A 17,347-nucleotide genomic window follows, 5' to 3' on the forward strand; every position below is an offset into this window, starting at 1 on the left:
AGGCTCCTGTTGAAGCATTGGTTTATGTCGTGTGACGGAAAAGCGCAATGCAGCTAGGTCGGCTCAAGGTATTCCGGTCAAATTTTGTGCACAGTGTTTAAATTTTATGCGATACCCCTTTAAGCTACGGAAGCTGACAAGTTCACAAAGGAAGCGCACCTTGCCAATCGTCTCGAATTTCCCAATGCCTGACGGCATGTTACCAATCGCTCTTGCCCCATTGGCGGGGATCACTGATCTGCCGTTTCGCCAGCTTGTTAGCCGCTTTGGCGCGGGGTTTGTTGTCAGCGAGATGGTGGCGAGCCAGGAAATGGTGCAAGCCAAAAAGGGCGTGCGTGAACGCGCCGAGCTGGGCATTGATACCGGCAATACGGCTGTGCAGCTTGCCGGACGCGACCCGTATTGGATGGCGGAAGCGGCGCGAATGGTCGCCGCCAACGGGGCGACGGTTATTGACATCAACATGGGCTGTCCGGCGAAAAAGGTTGTCGGTGGGTTGTCTGGATCAGCTTTGATGCGCGATCTTGATCATGCTTTACGGCTGATCGAGGCGGTAAGTGCGGCGGTTGATGTGCCCGTCACGCTCAAAACCCGACTCGGGTGGGATGATGATAGCCACAATGCGCCAGAGCTTGCTCGGCGTGCCGAAGCAGCCGGTGTGAGCCGTATTGTCATTCACGGGCGCACACGATGCCAATTTTACAAAGGACGTGCCGATTGGGCTGCAATCCGCGCCGTGAAGGACGCCGTGAAGGTGCCTGTTTTTGCCAATGGCGATATCCGCTCGGCGGAGGACGCACGCATTGCGTTGGAGCTGTCCGGCGCTGACGGGGTGATGATCGGACGGGGCGCGCAGGGGCGGCCTTGGATTTTGCAGCAGATTGCCCACGTTTTGTGGGGAGGCGATGCGCCGGATATTCCTGTGAAAGTGCAGTTTATAGACATGATTACAAAACACTACGAAGCAATGCTGAAGTTCTATGGAGCCGATCTTGGTCTGCGGGTGGCGCGCAAGCATCTTGGTTGGTACATGGACGAGGCAGGCACGCCGGCTACGTTGAGAAAAGAAGTGCTGACGAGCCGTAATCCGACAGACGTAACGCGCCTGATATCGCGCGCGATTGATGAAGGAGTGGCTGCATGAAGGCCGGGTTTCCTGACGGTGAGGCCCTTTGGGCCGCTTTGCCTATGCCGGTGGTGCTGATCGCTGGTGGTGATGAAATATTATCTCTGAACGGAGCCGCCGAGAGCTTCTTCTTGAGCTCGTCAAGAGCCATGAGCGGCGCGCTTCTTTGGCAAAAAGTCAACTGTGACAGCGCTTTGAAGGAGGCGTTCGAGCGCGCACGTGTTGTTCAGGCGCCGTTGTTTGTGCGCGACATCAAGCTGTCGCTAAGCAGCGGACAGGCACACACGTGTGATTTGCAGATCGCTCCATTTGGCAAAGACGGGGGCGAGATGCTTCTGGTGATAAACCCCCACGAAATAAACAGCCATCTGCCAAGCACCAGTTCCTCGGTACGCTCGGCGATCGGCATGGCAGAAATGCTGGCCCATGAGATAAAAAACCCGCTGGCTGGGATCACCGGTGCGGCGCAGCTACTGGGCATGGGGGCAACGCCGGAAGACTATGACTTGAGCGAGCTTATTGTCGGGGAAAGCCGCCGGATTGTGAAACTTCTGGAGCAGGTCGAGCAATTTGGCAATCTTTCGGCCCCCCATTGTCAGCCGACCAACCTGCATGATGTGCTCGATCGGGCCCGCCAGTCGGCGCTGGTGGGGTTTGGCTCGGGCTTGGAGATCGTTCAAGACTACGACCCGTCGCTGCCGCCGGCGTTTGTTGATGCTGATCAGTTGTTGCAGGTGTTGCTGAACCTGCTCAAGAACGCGACGGATGCGGCGGGGCCAAACGGGCATATTCGGCTGCGGAGTTTCTACGAGCATGGCTTCCGGATGCGCACTGAAGCAGGGCTTGGACAGCCCTTGCCATTGCAAATCGAAGTGATCGACAACGGCTGTGGCATCGCGCCGGAACTGATGGGGGATATTTTCAACCCCTTCGTATCCGGCAAAGAAAACGGAACCGGCCTTGGCTTGGCCCTGTCGGCCAAGATTATCGCGGCACATGCGGGTTGGATAACCTGCCGTTCAAAACCCGGCGAGACGGTTTTCCGCCTCTCGCTACCACGCGCAAACGACGAAAAGGAAACTGATTGATGGATGGCACTGTTCTGGTTGCAGACGATGATCTGACCATTCGCACTGTCTTGACCCAAGCGCTGACGCGAGCGGGTTGCAAGGTGCAGGCGACGAGTTCATTGACCACGCTGATGCGGTGGGTGCAGGAGGGGCGCGGCGATGCCGTGATCACCGACGTCGCGATGCCTGACGGCAACGGGCTTGAGATGCTGCCCAAAATAGCCGCTGACAGACCGGGGCTTCCGGTGATCGTGATCTCGGCGCAAAACACGATCATGACAGCGATCAAGGCGAGTGAAGCAGAGGCGTTTGATTACCTGCCAAAGCCGTTTGATCTGCCTGACCTGATGAAGCGGACAGCGCGTGCTCTTGAGGCAGACAGGCCTAGAAAGAGCCTGCCGGTAGAAAGCGCCACCCAACCTGCGTTGCCGCTCGTCGGCGGCTCACCGGCGATGCAAGACGTCTTCACACTAATTGCGCGGGTGTTGAACGCGCCGCTTCCGGTGATCGTATCGGGGGAAAGCGGCACAGGTAAAACACTTGTCGCCCGGGTGATGCATGACATGTCAGAGCGGCGCGACCAACCGTTCGTTCGGGTATCTGCCACTGATCTAGAGCGCGATGACGCTGTGGCCGAGCTCCTCGAGCGAGCGGGTTCCGGAACGATTTTATTTGAAGATATCAGTGTATTACCGCCAGAACTGCAAGTGAAAGCTGTGGCGATCATAGATGCTTCAAGCAACGAAGGCCCGCGGTTTACTGCGACAAGTCAGGCTGATCCGGGAGATGCCGTCGCCTCGGGGGACTTGCGCGCAGATCTGTTCTACCGGCTTGATGGCGCTATGATTGATCTTGCGCCATTGCGACAGAGAATTGATGACATTGCATTATTGGCCGATCACTTCCTGTCACAAGATGCAGCCGCAGCTACGCCACTTAGGCAACTGTCGGCCTCTGCCTTGGAAAAGTTGCGCAAATACAGTTGGCCGGGAAATGTGCGCCAACTCGAAAACACCATTAGACGGCTCATGTTGACGGCACGTGATCCCGAGATCAGCGCAGCGGAAGCCGAGGCTGTGCTTGCCGGACAACCTTTGACAACACCTGAGCAGGGTGCAATCGACGACGAAAAGCTAGCGCAAAGTGTCGGGCGACATTTGCAACGCTATTTTGATCTTCATACGGGGGATCTTCCACCGGCTGGGTTATATGCGCGCGTGCTGCGCGAAATGGAAACACCGTTGATCGAAATTGCGCTGGACGCAACGGGGGGAAATCAGGCCAAATGTGCTGATCTTCTGGGCATTAACCGCAATACGCTTAGAAAGAAGATAACCGAGCTAGATATCCGCGTGACACGGAGTCGTAAAATGATGTAAAACCGCAACATAAGAGTGGCAAGGCTGCATCACGCGGCGTATAAACCACTAGATATGGCGGTTGAGAGCGAATGTATTACATCATGGCGGGGGTCTAAGTGGCCTCACGGGCTTCAAAATTTTCCTGGAACAAGCTGAGCCGGCTGCGGCGGCAACGCCGAATTCAGAACGCAGCGACGCTGGGATTGGTGATTCTCGGTCCGGTTCTGGTGTTGGCGACATTCCTTGTTTTCGGCCCGTTTGATCAAGGTGGACGCTCGCCAGCGCTGCGCATCGTGTTGCTGGTCGATCTTATCTATGTGCTGGTCGTTGCGGCGTTGGTCATGCAACGCGTTGTGCGTATGGTTGCAGCGCGGCGCTCGAAGTCCGCAGGCTCGCGGCTGCACTTGCGGCTGACAGGGGTGTTTGCGATCATGGCGCTCATTCCCACTGTTACAGTTGCGATCTTTGCGATGCTGACCGTGAACATGGGGCTTGAGGGCTGGTTTTCAGACAGGGTGCGGCAGGTGGTCGGTTCGTCTCTGGCTGCGGCTGAAGCCTATGAGGGCGAACACCGGAATGCGCTACAGCGGAATGCGATCTCATTGGCGCGGGTGATTGATATTGAGCATGCGGGCACGCCGTTTATGATCGACCCTGACCTGCGTGAAGTACTGACAGTAGGTCAGCGGCGGTTTCAGCCGAGTATGCGCGAGGCCTATGTGATCGACGGCACGGGCACGCTCAAAGCGCGGGGCGAGCGCTCGTATTTGTTCAATTTCGAGAAACCGACGCAGGCGGATATTGCGAAGGCCCGTTCTGAGGGCATTGCCATTATTCAAGACTGGGATAACAACGAGTTTCGCGCGATTGTGCCATTGGCGACGTTTCCCAACAGGCTGGTTTATGTGAGCCGGGATGTTGATGGTTCGATCCTCAATCTTCTCAGTGAAACGCAAGAAAATGTGCGGCTTTACAACCAGTTGGAAAGTGATCGTGGGCAAGTCTTGTTCCAGTTCGGATTGGTATATCTTGGCTTTGCAGTGATCCTTATTCTGGCGGCTGTCTGGTTTGCTCTATGGTTTGCCGAACGGCTGGCGCGTCCTGTTGGACGGCTGACAAGTGCTGCCCAGCGAGTTGGTGAGGGCAATCTTGACACCAAGGTGATCGAAGAAGACGGCGATGACGAAATCGCTATGCTCAGCCGCTATTTCAACCAGATGACCGGGCAGCTCAAAGGCCAGCGCGACACGCTGTTGAGCAACACCGAGCAGATCGAGCGTCGCCGCCGGCAGTTTGACTCAGTGCTGAGTTCGGTGACCTCGGGAGTTGTCGGAGTTGATGCTGACGGGCGGGTGACCTTTGTTAACCGCTCTGCTGCCCGTTTGCTTGACTGGCAGGAAGATCAGTCAACGCTTGAATTGCGCATGGCGGTTCCCGAGTTCGGCCCGTTGTTTGACGCGTTGCGAAAAAGCGGCGTTGATGTAATGCAAGACGAAGTCAAAGTCAGCCGGGCGGGGCAACTTGAGAACTTACTTGTGCGCATGTCTACGCGAGAGGGTGAGGATGGGAAGCTTGAAGGCTATGTTGTGGCCTTTGATGACGTGACCGACCTTGTCAGCGCCCAGCGGATGGCTGCTTGGGGCGATGTGGCGCGGCGGATTGCTCATGAAATCAAAAACCCGCTAACGCCAATTCAGCTGTCGGCCGAGCGCATCAATCGCAAGTTTTCCAAGGCATTGCCTGAAGAAGAGGCCAGCAAGCTGGGTGAACTGACTGGCGTAATTGTGCGCCAGACCGGTGACCTGCGACGTATTGTTGATGAGTTCTCGAAATTCGCGCGCATGCCCGAACCTGAGCGTCGTTCCGAAGACTTGGGCCAATTGTTAAATGATGCCGTGATATTGCAGCGGGCGGGTCAGCCGGATGTGAAGATCGTGGCGGACATCAACGCGCCACTCAACGGCGAATATGATGCGACAATGATCGGGCAAGCGCTGACCAACCTGATCAAGAACGCTGGAGAAGCCACCGAAACACGCCGTGAGCGGATGTCGGGTGATTTCCACCCGCAGATCATGGTGAATGCCCGTCAGGAGGGCCGGCAAGCCCTGATCACCATAGCTGACAATGGCATTGGTCTGCCGGAAGACCGCGCGCGGCTGTTTGAGCCTTATGTCACCACGCGCGACAGCGGCACGGGGCTTGGCTTGCCAATTGTAAAGAAGATCATTGAAGAGCACGGCGGCTCTTTGGTGCTAGAAGATGCGCCGGTTTTTGACGACGACAGCCACGCCGGAGCGATGGCGGTTATACGCTTACCGTTGTCAGTCGGAACCACGAACGAAAACATAGATAAAAATGCAGAAAAAACTGCGGTGTGAGGACCAAATGAGTGATATTCTGATAGTAGACGACGAACGCGACATCCGTGAGCTGATCTCGGATATCCTGGAAGACGAAGGCTACACGACGCGACTTGCGGGCAATTCTGACGACGCCATGAGCGAGATCGGATCCGAGCTGCCGCGGCTGCTTATTCTGGATATCTGGCTTAAAGACAGCAAGATGGACGGCATCGACATTCTCAAGCAGGTCAAGACAGATCACCCCGAGGTTCCGGTGGTGATTATTTCGGGGCATGGCAATATCGAGATCGCCGTCGCCGCTATTAAACAAGGCGCTTATGACTTCATCGAAAAGCCCTTTAACATCGACCAACTGCTGGTTGTTATCCGTCGCGCTATGGAAACCTCACGTCTGCGCCGCGAAAACCTTGAGCTAAAGCGCAAGGACACCACGAGCTCCGAAATGATCGGCTCTTCGGCGGCGTTCCGGACATTGCAAAGCCAGCTCGACAAGGTGACGAAATCAAACGGGCGGGTGATGTTGTCGGGGGGCTCTGGCGCCGGCAAGGAAACGGCTGCGCGCTTTATTCACGTCAACTCGGCTCGCGCGGGTGCGCCTTTTGTGACCGTTGGCTGCGCTAGCATCGAGCCCGACCGCATGGAAGATGTGTTGTTCGGCCGCGAGAGCGCGGAGAAGGGTGTTGAGCTTGGCTTGCTGGAAGAGGCCAACGGCGGGGTTATCTATTTTGACGAGATCGCAGACATGCCACTTGGCACGCAATCAAAGATCCTGCGGGTCCTGGTTGATCAGCAATTCCTGCGGGTTGGCGGCTCAAACAAAGTGCGGGTTGATCTGCGGGTGATATCTTCAACCTCCAAAAACCTTGAGCATGAGGTTAGTGAAGGGCGGTTCCGTGAAGAGCTTTTTCATCGCTTGAACGTGGTGCCGATTTTGGTGCCTTCGCTTGAAGACCGCCGTGAAGATATTCCGATGATTGCCGAGCATTTCATGGAGATGTTCAACAGCGAGCAGGGGCTGGCGATACGCTCGCTTTCAGATGAAGCGATCGCTTTGATGCAGACCATGTCGTGGCCCGGCAATGTGCGCCAACTCAAAAACATGATCGAACGCTTGCTTATTCTGGGCGACGGCAACGGCGAAATCACCGTCAAAGAGCTGTCGGCTGGTGAACAGCCAAACAGCGACGATAGCAAGATGGTGCTGCCGTCGGTTATGGCGACTTTGCCGCTGCGCGAAGCGCGTGAAGAGTTTGAGCGCGAGTATCTGCTAACCCAGATCAACCGCTTTGGCGGCAATATCTCTCGCACCGCGCAGTTTGTCGGCATGGAACGGTCGGCGTTGCACCGCAAGCTCAAGTCGCTTGGTGTGGTAACGTCGAACCGAACCGGCGCCAGGGTTGCGCAGCACGAGGGCAGTGAAACCGGCGAAGAGTAACCGCTACTGCACCCGAGGTGTCACGATTTGCCAGTTGCCATTGCTGCGCACCACGCAGGAGTTCTGCGAAAGGGCGGGCAGGCGCTGTGTCTGTCCTTCGGGAACCTGACGCGCGATGGCCGGATCACAGGCGGGCAGTTTGATGTGTTGATAGCCCTTACTGCGCATGCAGAGATCGACGGCCTTGGCACGTAACGACACATTCGCATCAACGCGCTCATAGCGCGGTGGGATAAAGACCGGAGGCTTCGTGTGACAGACGTTGGCACTGTTGCACACCTGACGTGGTGGTAGGTGACGCCCGGGGATAACATTGGTGATGATCCGCGGTGGCACGTCTCTCGCGGCCTGCACCTCGCAGCGTGTTTCTGCGTCTCTTGCGTTTTGCACCGGAACACCGGCTTTGTAGTAAAGGCTTAACGGCGTGCAGGCTGTGGCCAACAGAAGCAGGCTAAGAGCTATGGATTTATGGTTCATGATACCCTCAAAACTGATCATTTGATAAAAGTGGATGAAACGGCAAGGAAAGTCATCTACTTATAAACACACACGAGGCCGCTGGCCAGAATTTGCGTAGGCCTTCGCGACATTGCAATTGACGCTGGATTCTCCATCTGGCACCACAAGCGACCAGAACAACAGGGAAAACCCGATGAAAGTTATTATCTGTGGTGCAGGGCAGGTCGGTTGGCAGATCGCGCGGCATTTGTCGGGAGAGGCCAATGACGTAACAGTTATCGACAGCAACCCAGACCTTGTGCGCCGCGCTATGGACACGCTGGATGTGCAGGGAATTGCCGGTTTTGCCAGCTACCCTGATATCCTTGACCGAGCCGGCGCGCGTGACGCTGACATGGTGATCGCAGCGACATATTCTGACGAAGTGAACATGGTAATTTGTCAGATTGCTCACTCGATTTTTGCAGTGCCACGCAAGATCGCCCGTTTGCGCTCGCAAAGCTATTTGACAGCGATCTACTCTGACCTTTACCGGCGCGACCACCTGCCGATTGACGTTGTGATCAGCCCCGAGCGCGAAGTGGCAGAGGCGGCCTTGCGCCGTTTGTCAGCCCCTTCAGCATTTGACATCGAAACATTTATGGGCGGTAAAGTGCAAGCGCTCGGCATACGTATCGACGAAGACTGCCCGGTGATCAACACGCCCCTTAGGCAGCTCACCGACTTGTTCTCGACGCTCAAGGTTATCGTGATCGGCATCCGTCGCAAAGGGCGGTTGTTTGCGCCGGATGCTGGTGACCAGATTTTTGTTGATGATGATTGCTACCTCGCGATCGCCAGCGAAGATGTGCCGCGTACGCTTGAGGTGTTTGGCAAGAAGAGCCAAACGCAAGAACGCGTTGTTTTGATCGGTGGGGGGAATGTCGGACTTGCGGTTGCAAAAGCGATGGAAGCCAACGAGCGGCGGATTCGCGCCAAAGTGATCGAACGCGACCGCGTCACAGCCGAGATCGCTGCTGACGCGCTGGAGCGCACGATCGTGCTCAATGGTGACGGGCTGGACAGCGCTTTGTTGGCAGAGGCCAATATTGAACGCGCTGATGCGGTGCTGTGCGTCACCGATGATGACAAAACCAACCTGCTTGCAGCGGTGCGCGCGAAGTCGGAAGGGTGTCCGATGGCGATCGCTTTGATCAACGATCCGACATTGATACCGTTGATGGCACCGATGGGGATTGATGCCTACATCAACCCGCGAGCCACGACTGTCAGCTCGATTCTGCGGCATATCCGGCACGGGCGCGTCAAGGCCGTCTACTCGATCGGAGACGCAGAGGCCGAGATTATCGAAGCCGAAGTGCTGTCAACGTCGCCAATCGCTGGACAGGCGATCAGGGATATCGCCTTTCCCGAAGGTGTGCTGCTTGGTGCTATTCAGAAGGGCGACAAAGTGCTCAAGCCCACAGGCGGCACACGGGTAGAGGAGGGCGACGTGATTATGCTGTTTTGCATGACCGCCGATGTACCTGAAGTCGAGAGGCTTTTGCAGGTCTCGATCGACTTCTTTTAAGGCCGCGTGAATGCTGCGTTTTCATGAAATCCCACTGTTTTTGCAACTTACATTGTTGGCCTCGCTTTCGATGTTTGTTCCGGCGGTTCACGCCAGTATTTGGGACAACCACCATGAAGCGCGGGTTTTTCTATACGGGGGAACACTCGGGGTGTTTGTTAGCACGCTTGTTGCCATCACGATGCAGGGCAATGGCGCGCGTCGACGTGGTGGGCTGGGTAGCCTCGCGGCTGTAGTTGCGGCATATTTTGTGTTGCCTGTCTTGCTGGCGTTTCCGTTCTACGAAGCGGTGCAGACCACCAGTTTTCTCAATGCCTACTTCGAGATGGTTTCGGCTTTTACCACCACAGGCGCGCCGTTGTTTGAACCAGGACGCCTGTCAGGCACGATGCACCTATGGCGGGCGCAAGTGGCATGGCTGGGCGGGTTGTTTGTTTGGGTGAGCGCGGCGGCGGTGCTGGCGCCCTTGGCCCTTGGCGGCTTTGAAGTTACGGCCTCGGCCGAACCGGGCAGCAGTGACACGCCACTCGGCCGCTTTGAGCCGGCCCGCGATGCGCACCGTCTGGCACGGGTGGTCGTTCAGCTTGCGCCGCTTTACGTCGGGCTGACGTTTTTGCTCGGCTTTTGCCTTGTGGTCAGCGGGGATTCTCCACTGGTAGCGGCGGTTCATGCAATGTCGACGATGTCTACCAGCGGCATTTCGGCGACAGGCGGTTTGGAAGGCAGCTCATCGGGCGTGCGCGGCGAGTTTGTGGTGTTTCTCTTCTTGTTGTTTGCCTTGTCACGGCTCACCTTTTCGACAGATACGATCACCTCGCGCCGGCAGGGGTTGCACAATGATCCCGAGTTCCGGATGGCGGTGCTCATTCTTTTCGCGGTGACGCTGCTTCTGTTTATGAGGCACTGGTTCGCCGCGCGGGAAGTTAACGCCGATGAAAACGCTGTTCATGCGCTGCGCGCGCTTTGGGGCAGCATCTTTACCGTGCTGTCATTTCTTACGACAGCAGGTTTTGAAAGCGCCGATTGGGACGCCTCGCGCGGCTGGTCAGGTCTTGGTGCGCCGGGGCTGATACTGCTCGGGCTGGCGCTTACTGGCGGTGGTGTTGCGACGACGGCTGGCGGGGTGAAATTGCTACGGGTTTATGCGCTTTACCTCAACGGTGTGCGCGAAATGGAACGCTTGGTGCATCCGTCCTCTGTGGGGCGGTCCTCTAACCAGAGTCGCCGTATCCGGCGCAACGGGGCTTTCATTGCGTGGATCTTCTTCATGCTCTTTGCGCTCTCGTTGGCGTTTGTGACATTGGTGCTCGCGGCCAACGGCGTTAACCTTGAAGAGGCGCTAATCCTGTCGATCGCAGCGCTGTCAACCACTGGCCCGCTTGTTCATGTTGCTTCTGACTTGCCGATCACATTGGCCGATATCGACGGATTGGGTAAGTTGATCCTCTGTGCCGCGATGGTTGTCGGTCGGCTTGAAACTCTGGCGATTATTGCGTTGATGAACCCCGTGCTTTGGCGCGATTGACCAAAGCTGCGCTGACATGAAAAACGCCTAAGTGAAGCTGCTTTGCAACAGGCAAGGCCTAGCAGCACGTAAGAGGGCTAGAATATTGCAAACTCACAAGACATAATTGCTGGAACACGCGGCCGAACCACGGCCTGACACTTAAAAAGGCATTAGAACCATGGCTTCCGACCGTCAAAACCTTCAGGATGCATTCCTGAACCATGTCCGCAAAACCAAGACACCTGTCACGATCTTCCTGATAAACGGAGTGAAGTTGCAGGGCGTTATCACTTGGTTTGACAACTTTTGCGTGCTTTTGCGCCGCGATGGTCAGAGCCAGCTTGTTTACAAACATGCGATCTCGACAATCATGCCAGCGCAACCGATCAGCCTATATGAGGGTGAAGACGCGCAGTGACACTTGAGCCTGTGAGCTTGCTATGAGTGATGCACAGCACGAAACCGAAGACACGCTAACGCGGGCTTGGGTTCTGCACCCTGACATTCGCAAAGATGACACGACCCGCGCACCAGATAATGCGCTGGAAGAGGCTGTGGCCTTGGCCGAAGCCATGCCATACCTTGAGGTTTGCGGCGCGACTGTGGTGAAGCTTCAGCGCCCGCATCCTGGCATGTTGTTTGGCAAGGGTAAGCTCGACGAGCTAGAGGCTGAGTTCAAAGCTGCCGAGATTGAATTGGTGCTCATCGATGGCCCGGTGAGCCCTGTGCAGCAACGCAATCTTGAGAAAAAGTGGGGCGTGAAGATCCTTGATCGCACTGGTCTGATCCTGGAAATCTTCTCCGATCGTGCGCGCACGCGCGAGGGTGTGCTGCAAGTCGAGATGGCGGCCCTGAGCTACCAGCGCACGCGGCTTGTGCGGGCTTGGACACACCTTGAGCGCCAGCGTGGCGGGCTTGGCTTTGTTGGTGGCCCGGGTGAGACGCAGATCGAATCTGACAGACGGGCGATTGACGAACAACTTGTGCGCCTGCGTCGCCAGCTTTCAAAGGTGATCAAAACCCGTGAGCTTCACCGCTCGGCGCGCGCCAAAGTACCGTTTCCGATTGTGGCGCTTGTAGGTTACACCAATGCGGGGAAATCAACGCTTTTCAACCACCTGACAGGCGCCAATGTGATGGCCAAAGACATGCTCTTTGCCACGCTAGACCCGACAATGCGCCGTGTTGAACTGCCGCCAACTGGGCTTGAAGTGATCATGTCCGACACGGTTGGTTTTATCTCGAACCTGCCGACTGAACTTGTTGCCGCCTTCCGTGCGACGCTGGAAGAGGTGCTGAGTGCTGATCTGGTTTTGCATGTGCGAGACATTGCCCATTCCGAAACAGAAGCACAAGCTGAGGACGTTAAGACCATTCTGGAAGGCCTTGGAATTGATAATAAAACACCGAAAATTGAGGTTCTCAACAAGAGCGATTTGCTGGATGCCGAAGCTTTAGGTGCAATCCAGGCGATTGCTGATCGTTCCGAGAGTGTGTTCGCTGTTTCTGCGATCACCGGCGCAGGGCTCGACGAGTTGTTGCAGGCTGTCTGCGACGCTTTGGCCGGTGCGCGCAAACATGAAGCCTTGATGCTCAGTTTTGCCGAAGGACGGCAACGCGCCTGGCTATTTGAGCATGGCGTTGTCGAGGACGAGCGCCAGACGGACGAAGGCTATGCCCTCAAGGTGCATTGGACGCGCAAGCAGGCGGATCAGTTCAAGGCACTTTAAGATTTGCCGCGTGCAGTGAACCAAGCAATCACTCGCGGCTTCAACCAGTCCCATAGCCAAGGCGCGCCGTGATTGATTTTGCGGCCAACACGCTCTTCGAGTTGCTCAAAACGGGTGTCGTATTCGTCCCATGAGCCGCCTCCAGCTGCGAGGTTCTGGTTCGGCGGCTGAAAACGGTCAAGCGACTTGGCAAATCGTGCATCTGGGCTTTCGGCTGCTTCAAATTCATTCCAAAGTTCGTGGAACTCTTGTGCTTGGTCAGCAGGAAGTAAGCCGAAAATTCGGGCTGCAGCAGCTTGCTCTTTGGCTTCCATGTCTGCAACGTCGAAATCGCCAAAGATCGGGGCGTCACCGGCGTCGATTTCGACCAAATCATGCAGCAACAGCATTTTGATTACCCGCGATGTGTCGACTCCTTGAGGCGCGTCACCTCCGAGCACCATTGCATATAGAGCAATATGCCAGCTGTGTTCGCCAGAGTTCTCATAGCGGGAATTGTCGCCAAGTTTTGTTGCGCGGATGATCTGCTTGAGCTTGTCGGCCTCCCAGAGGAAGGCCATCTGCCGGTCAAGCCGATCTTGCGTCATGGTTTGGGAGTTTCGGTCTTGTTTGTGGCAACAAGTTCTTCAGCTTTGCCGCGCAGAAACTCTCTTGCAGCCTTACCCGCGAGGCGAACACGCACTTCTGTTAAGTAGGCTTCTTCAAGCGTCTGCGATGACTTTCCCAAAAGATCGGCCACAGCATAGTGCAGCCGGTCTTCGCCGGATTTTTCCATGATCAGGATGGTGTCATCGGCAAGGGCTGCGGCGGTATCAATAAGCGAGGACATTAGCGTGTGTTCTCCGTCAGGCGACGTTTGACATAGTCTTGCGTGTGACCAACCAGCGTTTCCATGTGATCGTTCTCAAAGAAGTGGCCAGCGCCTTCAACTTCGGTGTGCGTCACTGTGATGCCTTTTTGCTCATGCAGCTTTTCAACCAATCCATGTGTGTCAGCCGGAGGCGCGACGCGGTCGGCGGTGCCGTTGATGATCAGGCCAGATGCAGGGCAGGGCGCCAGGAAGGAAAAGTCATACATGTTGGCGGGCGGTGATACCGAGATAAAACCGGTGATCTCGGGACGGCGCATAAGAAGCTGCATGCCGATCCAAGCGCCAAAAGAGAAGCCCGCAACCCAGCAATGCTTGGAGTTGTTGTTCATCGACTGCAAGTAGTCGAGCGCCGAGGCGGCATCGGACAATTCACCAACGCCTTGGTCATATTCGCCCTGCGAGCGGCCAACCCCGCGGAAGTTAAACCGCAGAACTGTGAAACCCATTTTGTAGAAGGCATAATGTAGGTTGTAGACAACCTTGTTGTTCATTGTGCCGCCAAACTGCGGGTGCGGATGCAGCACAATCGCGATCGGCGCGTCGCGCTCTGGTTGCGGATGGTAGCGGCCTTCAAGACGGCCTTCTGGGCCAGGAAAAATAACCTCGGGCATGTGTCTGCAATATCTCCGTCGGGGGCGCCGCTAATTCTTGACAAAATCAGTCGTGCACATTAGAACAATTCTAAATCCAAGCGAGAGCTCGGAAGTCTTACGCGAGATAGTCTTTGTCTTGCCTAAGGTCAATCAATTCGCACTCGGAGGCGGTGATGAAGCTAAGCACTAAGGGGCGTTACGCCATGGTTGCCCTCGCCGATATTGCACTGCAAAGCGGTGAAACTTTGGTGACATTGGGTGACATTTCAAAGCGGCAGGATATCTCGCTGCCTTATCTTGAGCAGTTGTTTGTCAAATTGCGCCGTGCGGGGCTTGTTGAGTCGGTGCGCGGGCCAGGCGGCGGTTATAAGCTTGCGAAGTCCACGTCTGACATCCGAGTGGTTGATGTGCTTGAGGCCGTGGATGAAAGCGTTGATGCCTTGAAAAAGGGGGCTGGCGCCAGTGGTGCGGCGTCGGGTTCTAAAGCGCAGTCGGTGACCAACCGTCTTTGGGAGGGGCTCTCTGCGCATGTCTATGTTTACCTGCACACCGCAAGGTTGGCTGATGTTATCAGCAACGAACTTGCGCCCTGTCCGGCTGTGCCGACTTTGTTTGACGTTGTGGATGAAGAGTGATGCCGCGGGTCTTTCTAGATCATAATGCAACCGCGCCTTTGAGGGCTGAAGCCCGTGAGGCGATGTTGGCGGCTATGGAGGTTGTCGGCAACCCTTCCTCTGTTCACGCAGAGGGGCGCGCGGCCAAAGCACTGCTTGAGCGGTGCCGCGCTGATGTTGCCGAGGCTTTTGGAGCCGAGGGCGCCGAGATTGTGTTTACCGGCTCGGCAACCGAGGCCGCGGCGATGGCACTGGCAGGGCGTGGCATTGCCTGTTCCGCTGTCGAACATGACGCCGTAGCAGCTTGGTGTGAGCCTACGCTAGGAAGCGACAAGAACGGTTACGTGACTGTTACTGATGCAGGGTTTGCCACACTGCAACTGGCCAACTCGGAAACCGGCGTAATGCAAGACTTGCCTGAAGGCCTTTGGATGAGCGACTTCACACAGGCTTTCGGCAAGGCTGCGGTGAATTTCCTCAAATCCGGCCCGCTCATGGCGGCGATTTCGGCGCATAAGCTTGGTGGGCCAAAGGGCATCGGCGCTTTGGTCATGCGACGCGGGATTGATCTTACACCTGTGCTCAAAGGCGGTGGCCAAGAGATGGGCCGGCGTGCTGGCACCGAAAATATCATTGGTGCGGCAGGGTTTGCCGCCGCGGCGAAGGCCTCTGCGCAAGACGTAGCGTTAGGTCGATGGCAGGAAGTTGAAGAAATCCGCGATATGCTTGAAGAAGCCCTTGCGGCTGCGCTAAACGCGCCTATTTTCGTCGGCAAGCGCGCGACACGACTCCCCAATACCTCCTGTATCCTGTCATCCGGCTGGAAAGGCGAGACACAGGTGATGCAACTGGACTTGGCCGGCTTTGCTGTTTCGGCAGGCTCGGCCTGTTCGAGCGGCAAAGTCAAAACCAGCCCAGTGCTGCGCGCGATGGGATATGACGAACAAGCCGCAGGCTGCGCGATCCGCGTGTCTCTCGGGCTTGAAACAAAGAGAGACGATGTGCTGCGATTTGCTGACAAGTTCATAGCACTTGCCAAGAAACATGAAGCCCGCGCGGCTTAAGCGAACGAGACGAGAAGGAAACAATATGACTGAAGTGATTGTCAAAGATGGCGTTGAAGAAGAGACTGTCGAGGCCGTTCGCTCGCTTGGTGAGAAGTATAAGTACGGTTGGGAAACCGAGATCGAGATGGAATATGCTCCGCTCGGTCTGAATGAAGATATCGTCAAGCTGATCTCAGAAAAGAACGGCGAACCGCAGTGGATGCTTGACTGGCGTCTTGAGGCATTTGCGCGCTGGAAGACACTTGAAGAGCCTGACTGGGCGATGGTCGACTATCCCGAGATCGACTTTCAAGACCAGTACTATTATGCGCGGCCCAAGAGCATGGAGGAAAAGCCAAAGTCACTCGATGAGGTCGACCCGAAGCTACTGGCCACTTACGAAAAGCTCGGAATTCCGCTCAAGGAGCAGATGATCCTCGCAGGTGTCGAAGGCGCCGAGGACGCGCCTGCCGAAGGCCGTAAAGTTGCGGTTGATGCGGTGTTTGACAGCGTATCAGTCGGCACCACCTTCCAGAATGAACTCAAAGCAGCGGGGGTGATCTTCTGTTCAATCTCCGAAGCGATCCGCGATCATCCTGAATTGGTGAAGAAATACATCGGCTCGGTTGTGCCCGTGTCTGACAACTTCTACGCGACACTCAATAGCGCGGTTTTCTCTGACGGCTCATTTGTCTACATCCCGCCGGGTGTTCGCTGCCCGATGGAACTCAGCACCTATTTTCGCATCAACGCCGAGAACACGGGCCAGTTTGAACGCACGCTGATCATTGCCGATAAAGGCAGCTATGTGAGCTATCTTGAAGGCTGCACGGCGCCACAACGGGATATTGCCCAGCTGCACGCCGCTGTTGTTGAAATCGTCATCGAAGAAGATGCCGAAGTTAAGTACTCAACCGTTCAAAACTGGTATCCTGGTGACGAGAACGGCGTTGGCGGGATCTATAATTTTGTCACCAAACGCGCTGATTGCCGCGGTGACCGTGCCAAGGTGATGTGGACGCAGGTTGAAACCGGCTCGGCTGTAACTTGGAAGTATCCAAGCTGCATCCTGCGCGGCGATGACAGCCAAGGCGAGTTCTACTCGATCGCGATCACCAACAACCACCAGCAGGCTGACACCGGCACCAAGATGATCCACCTCGGCAAGAACACCAAGTCGCGGATTGTCAGCAAAGGTATCTCGGCTGGCGTGGCGCAGAACACCTATCGCGGGTTGGTGAGCATGCACCCGAAAGCCCAGAACTCGCGCAACTACACACAATGCGACAGCTTGCTGATCGGGGATAAATGTGGCGCGCATACAGTGCCTTACATTGAAGTAAAGAACAACTCGTCGCGGGTTGAACACGAAGCAACCACTTCTAAGGTTGATGATGAGCAGATGTTCTATTGCCGTCAGCGCGGCATGGACGAAGAGGCCGCCGTGGCATTGATCGTTAACGGCTTCGCCAAAGAAGTTCTGCAAGCTCTGCCAATGGAGTTTGCCATGGAAGCACAAGCACTGGTGGCGATCTCGCTGGAAGGGTCTGTGGGTTAATGCAGCCAGTAAGGCATCATAACCAAGTTTCAAATGGGTCA

The 17,347-nt window shown here is 56.1% G+C and carries 16 protein-coding genes; 12 read left to right on the forward strand and 4 right to left on the reverse strand.

The window, feature by feature from the left end:
• The first annotated feature begins 184 nt into the window (after positions 1-184).
• The 5 genes from dusB to ntrX all read left to right on the forward strand — a co-directional run bounded on the left by dusB (position 185) and on the right by ntrX (position 7,358).
• Positions 185-1,144, forward strand: a complete 960-nt coding sequence (gene dusB, locus KO498_RS10825) for a tRNA dihydrouridine synthase DusB (protein WP_436835938.1) — start codon at positions 185-187, stop codon at positions 1,142-1,144.
• A complete protein-coding gene (locus tag KO498_RS10830) occupies positions 1,141-2,214 on the forward strand; it encodes a two-component system sensor histidine kinase NtrB (protein ID WP_215959909.1) in 1,074 nt (357 codons plus the stop codon). The genes dusB and KO498_RS10830 overlap by 4 nt, the downstream gene beginning before the upstream one ends.
• Positions 2,214-3,575, forward strand: a complete 1,362-nt coding sequence (locus tag KO498_RS10835; RefSeq protein ID WP_215959910.1) for a response regulator — start codon at positions 2,214-2,216, stop codon at positions 3,573-3,575. The genes KO498_RS10830 and KO498_RS10835 overlap by 1 nt, the downstream gene beginning before the upstream one ends.
• Positions 3,576-3,673: 98 nt before the next feature.
• A complete protein-coding gene (locus tag KO498_RS10840; RefSeq protein ID WP_436835929.1) occupies positions 3,674-5,938 on the forward strand; it encodes an ATP-binding protein in 2,265 nt (754 codons plus the stop codon).
• Between the two features lie 7 nt (positions 5,939-5,945).
• The gene (ntrX, locus tag KO498_RS10845; RefSeq protein WP_215959911.1) at positions 5,946-7,358 is read left to right on the forward strand and encodes a nitrogen assimilation response regulator NtrX; all 1,413 of its coding nucleotides are present in this window, start codon (positions 5,946-5,948) and stop codon (positions 7,356-7,358) included.
• A 3-nt stretch (positions 7,359-7,361) separates the two neighbouring features.
• Here the strand turns inward: ntrX and KO498_RS10850 are convergent, their stop codons facing one another.
• Positions 7,362-7,835 (reverse strand): hypothetical protein, encoded by a 474-nt coding sequence (locus tag KO498_RS10850; RefSeq protein ID WP_215959912.1) that lies wholly within the window; start codon positions 7,833-7,835, stop codon positions 7,362-7,364.
• A 175-nt stretch (positions 7,836-8,010) separates the two neighbouring features.
• Here KO498_RS10850 and trkA point away from each other — a divergent pair, with 175 nt between their 5' ends.
• The 4 genes from trkA to hflX all read left to right on the forward strand — a co-directional run bounded on the left by trkA (position 8,011) and on the right by hflX (position 12,624).
• Positions 8,011-9,387, forward strand: coding sequence for a Trk system potassium transporter TrkA (trkA, locus tag KO498_RS10855; RefSeq protein WP_215959913.1), 1,377 nt, complete (start codon positions 8,011-8,013; stop codon positions 9,385-9,387).
• Positions 9,388-9,397: 10 nt separating this feature from the next.
• Positions 9,398-10,912: a TrkH family potassium uptake protein gene (locus KO498_RS10860; protein WP_215959914.1), complete on the forward strand. Its 1,515-nt coding sequence runs from the start codon at positions 9,398-9,400 to the stop codon at positions 10,910-10,912.
• 160 nt (positions 10,913-11,072) lie between these two features.
• Positions 11,073-11,312, forward strand: a complete 240-nt coding sequence (gene hfq, locus KO498_RS10865; protein WP_215959915.1) for an RNA chaperone Hfq — start codon at positions 11,073-11,075, stop codon at positions 11,310-11,312.
• A 22-nt stretch (positions 11,313-11,334) separates the two neighbouring features.
• Complete coding sequence (gene hflX, locus KO498_RS10870; RefSeq protein WP_215959916.1) at positions 11,335-12,624, forward strand: GTPase HflX; 1,290 nt, start codon at positions 11,335-11,337, stop codon at positions 12,622-12,624.
• On the opposite strand, the gene KO498_RS10875 is transcribed toward hflX, so the two are convergent.
• From KO498_RS10875 to KO498_RS10885, 3 genes are read right to left on the reverse strand one after another with little or no spacing between them, the layout of a single operon-like run.
• Positions 12,621-13,211, reverse strand: a complete 591-nt coding sequence (locus KO498_RS10875) for an HD domain-containing protein (RefSeq protein WP_215959917.1) — start codon at positions 13,209-13,211, stop codon at positions 12,621-12,623. The two genes, hflX and KO498_RS10875, sit on opposite strands and share 4 nt — an antisense overlap.
• Positions 13,208-13,453 (reverse strand): hypothetical protein, encoded by a 246-nt coding sequence (locus KO498_RS10880; RefSeq protein WP_215959918.1) that lies wholly within the window; start codon positions 13,451-13,453, stop codon positions 13,208-13,210. The genes KO498_RS10875 and KO498_RS10880 overlap by 4 nt, the downstream gene beginning before the upstream one ends.
• Positions 13,453-14,106, reverse strand: a complete 654-nt coding sequence (locus tag KO498_RS10885; protein WP_215959919.1) for an alpha/beta hydrolase — start codon at positions 14,104-14,106, stop codon at positions 13,453-13,455. The genes KO498_RS10880 and KO498_RS10885 overlap by 1 nt, the downstream gene beginning before the upstream one ends.
• A 155-nt stretch (positions 14,107-14,261) precedes the next feature.
• Between KO498_RS10885 and KO498_RS10890 the strand changes: the two genes are divergently transcribed.
• Genes KO498_RS10890 through sufB form a run of 3 tightly spaced genes read left to right on the forward strand, consistent with a single transcriptional unit; the run spans position 14,262 to position 17,306 of the window.
• Entirely contained in the window at positions 14,262-14,723 is a 462-nt protein-coding gene (locus tag KO498_RS10890; protein WP_215959920.1) for an Rrf2 family transcriptional regulator, read from the forward strand.
• Entirely contained in the window at positions 14,723-15,766 is a 1,044-nt protein-coding gene (locus KO498_RS10895; protein ID WP_215959921.1) for a cysteine desulfurase family protein, read from the forward strand. Before KO498_RS10890 ends, KO498_RS10895 begins: the two co-directional genes overlap by 1 nt.
• Before the next feature lie 25 nt (positions 15,767-15,791).
• Positions 15,792-17,306: a Fe-S cluster assembly protein SufB gene (sufB, locus tag KO498_RS10900; RefSeq protein ID WP_215959922.1), complete on the forward strand. Its 1,515-nt coding sequence runs from the start codon at positions 15,792-15,794 to the stop codon at positions 17,304-17,306.
• Positions 17,307-17,347 lie beyond the last annotated feature (41 nt).

The organism is Lentibacter algarum, assembly GCF_018860975.1.
Lineage (GTDB): Bacteria > Pseudomonadota > Alphaproteobacteria > Rhodobacterales > Rhodobacteraceae > Lentibacter > Lentibacter algarum_A.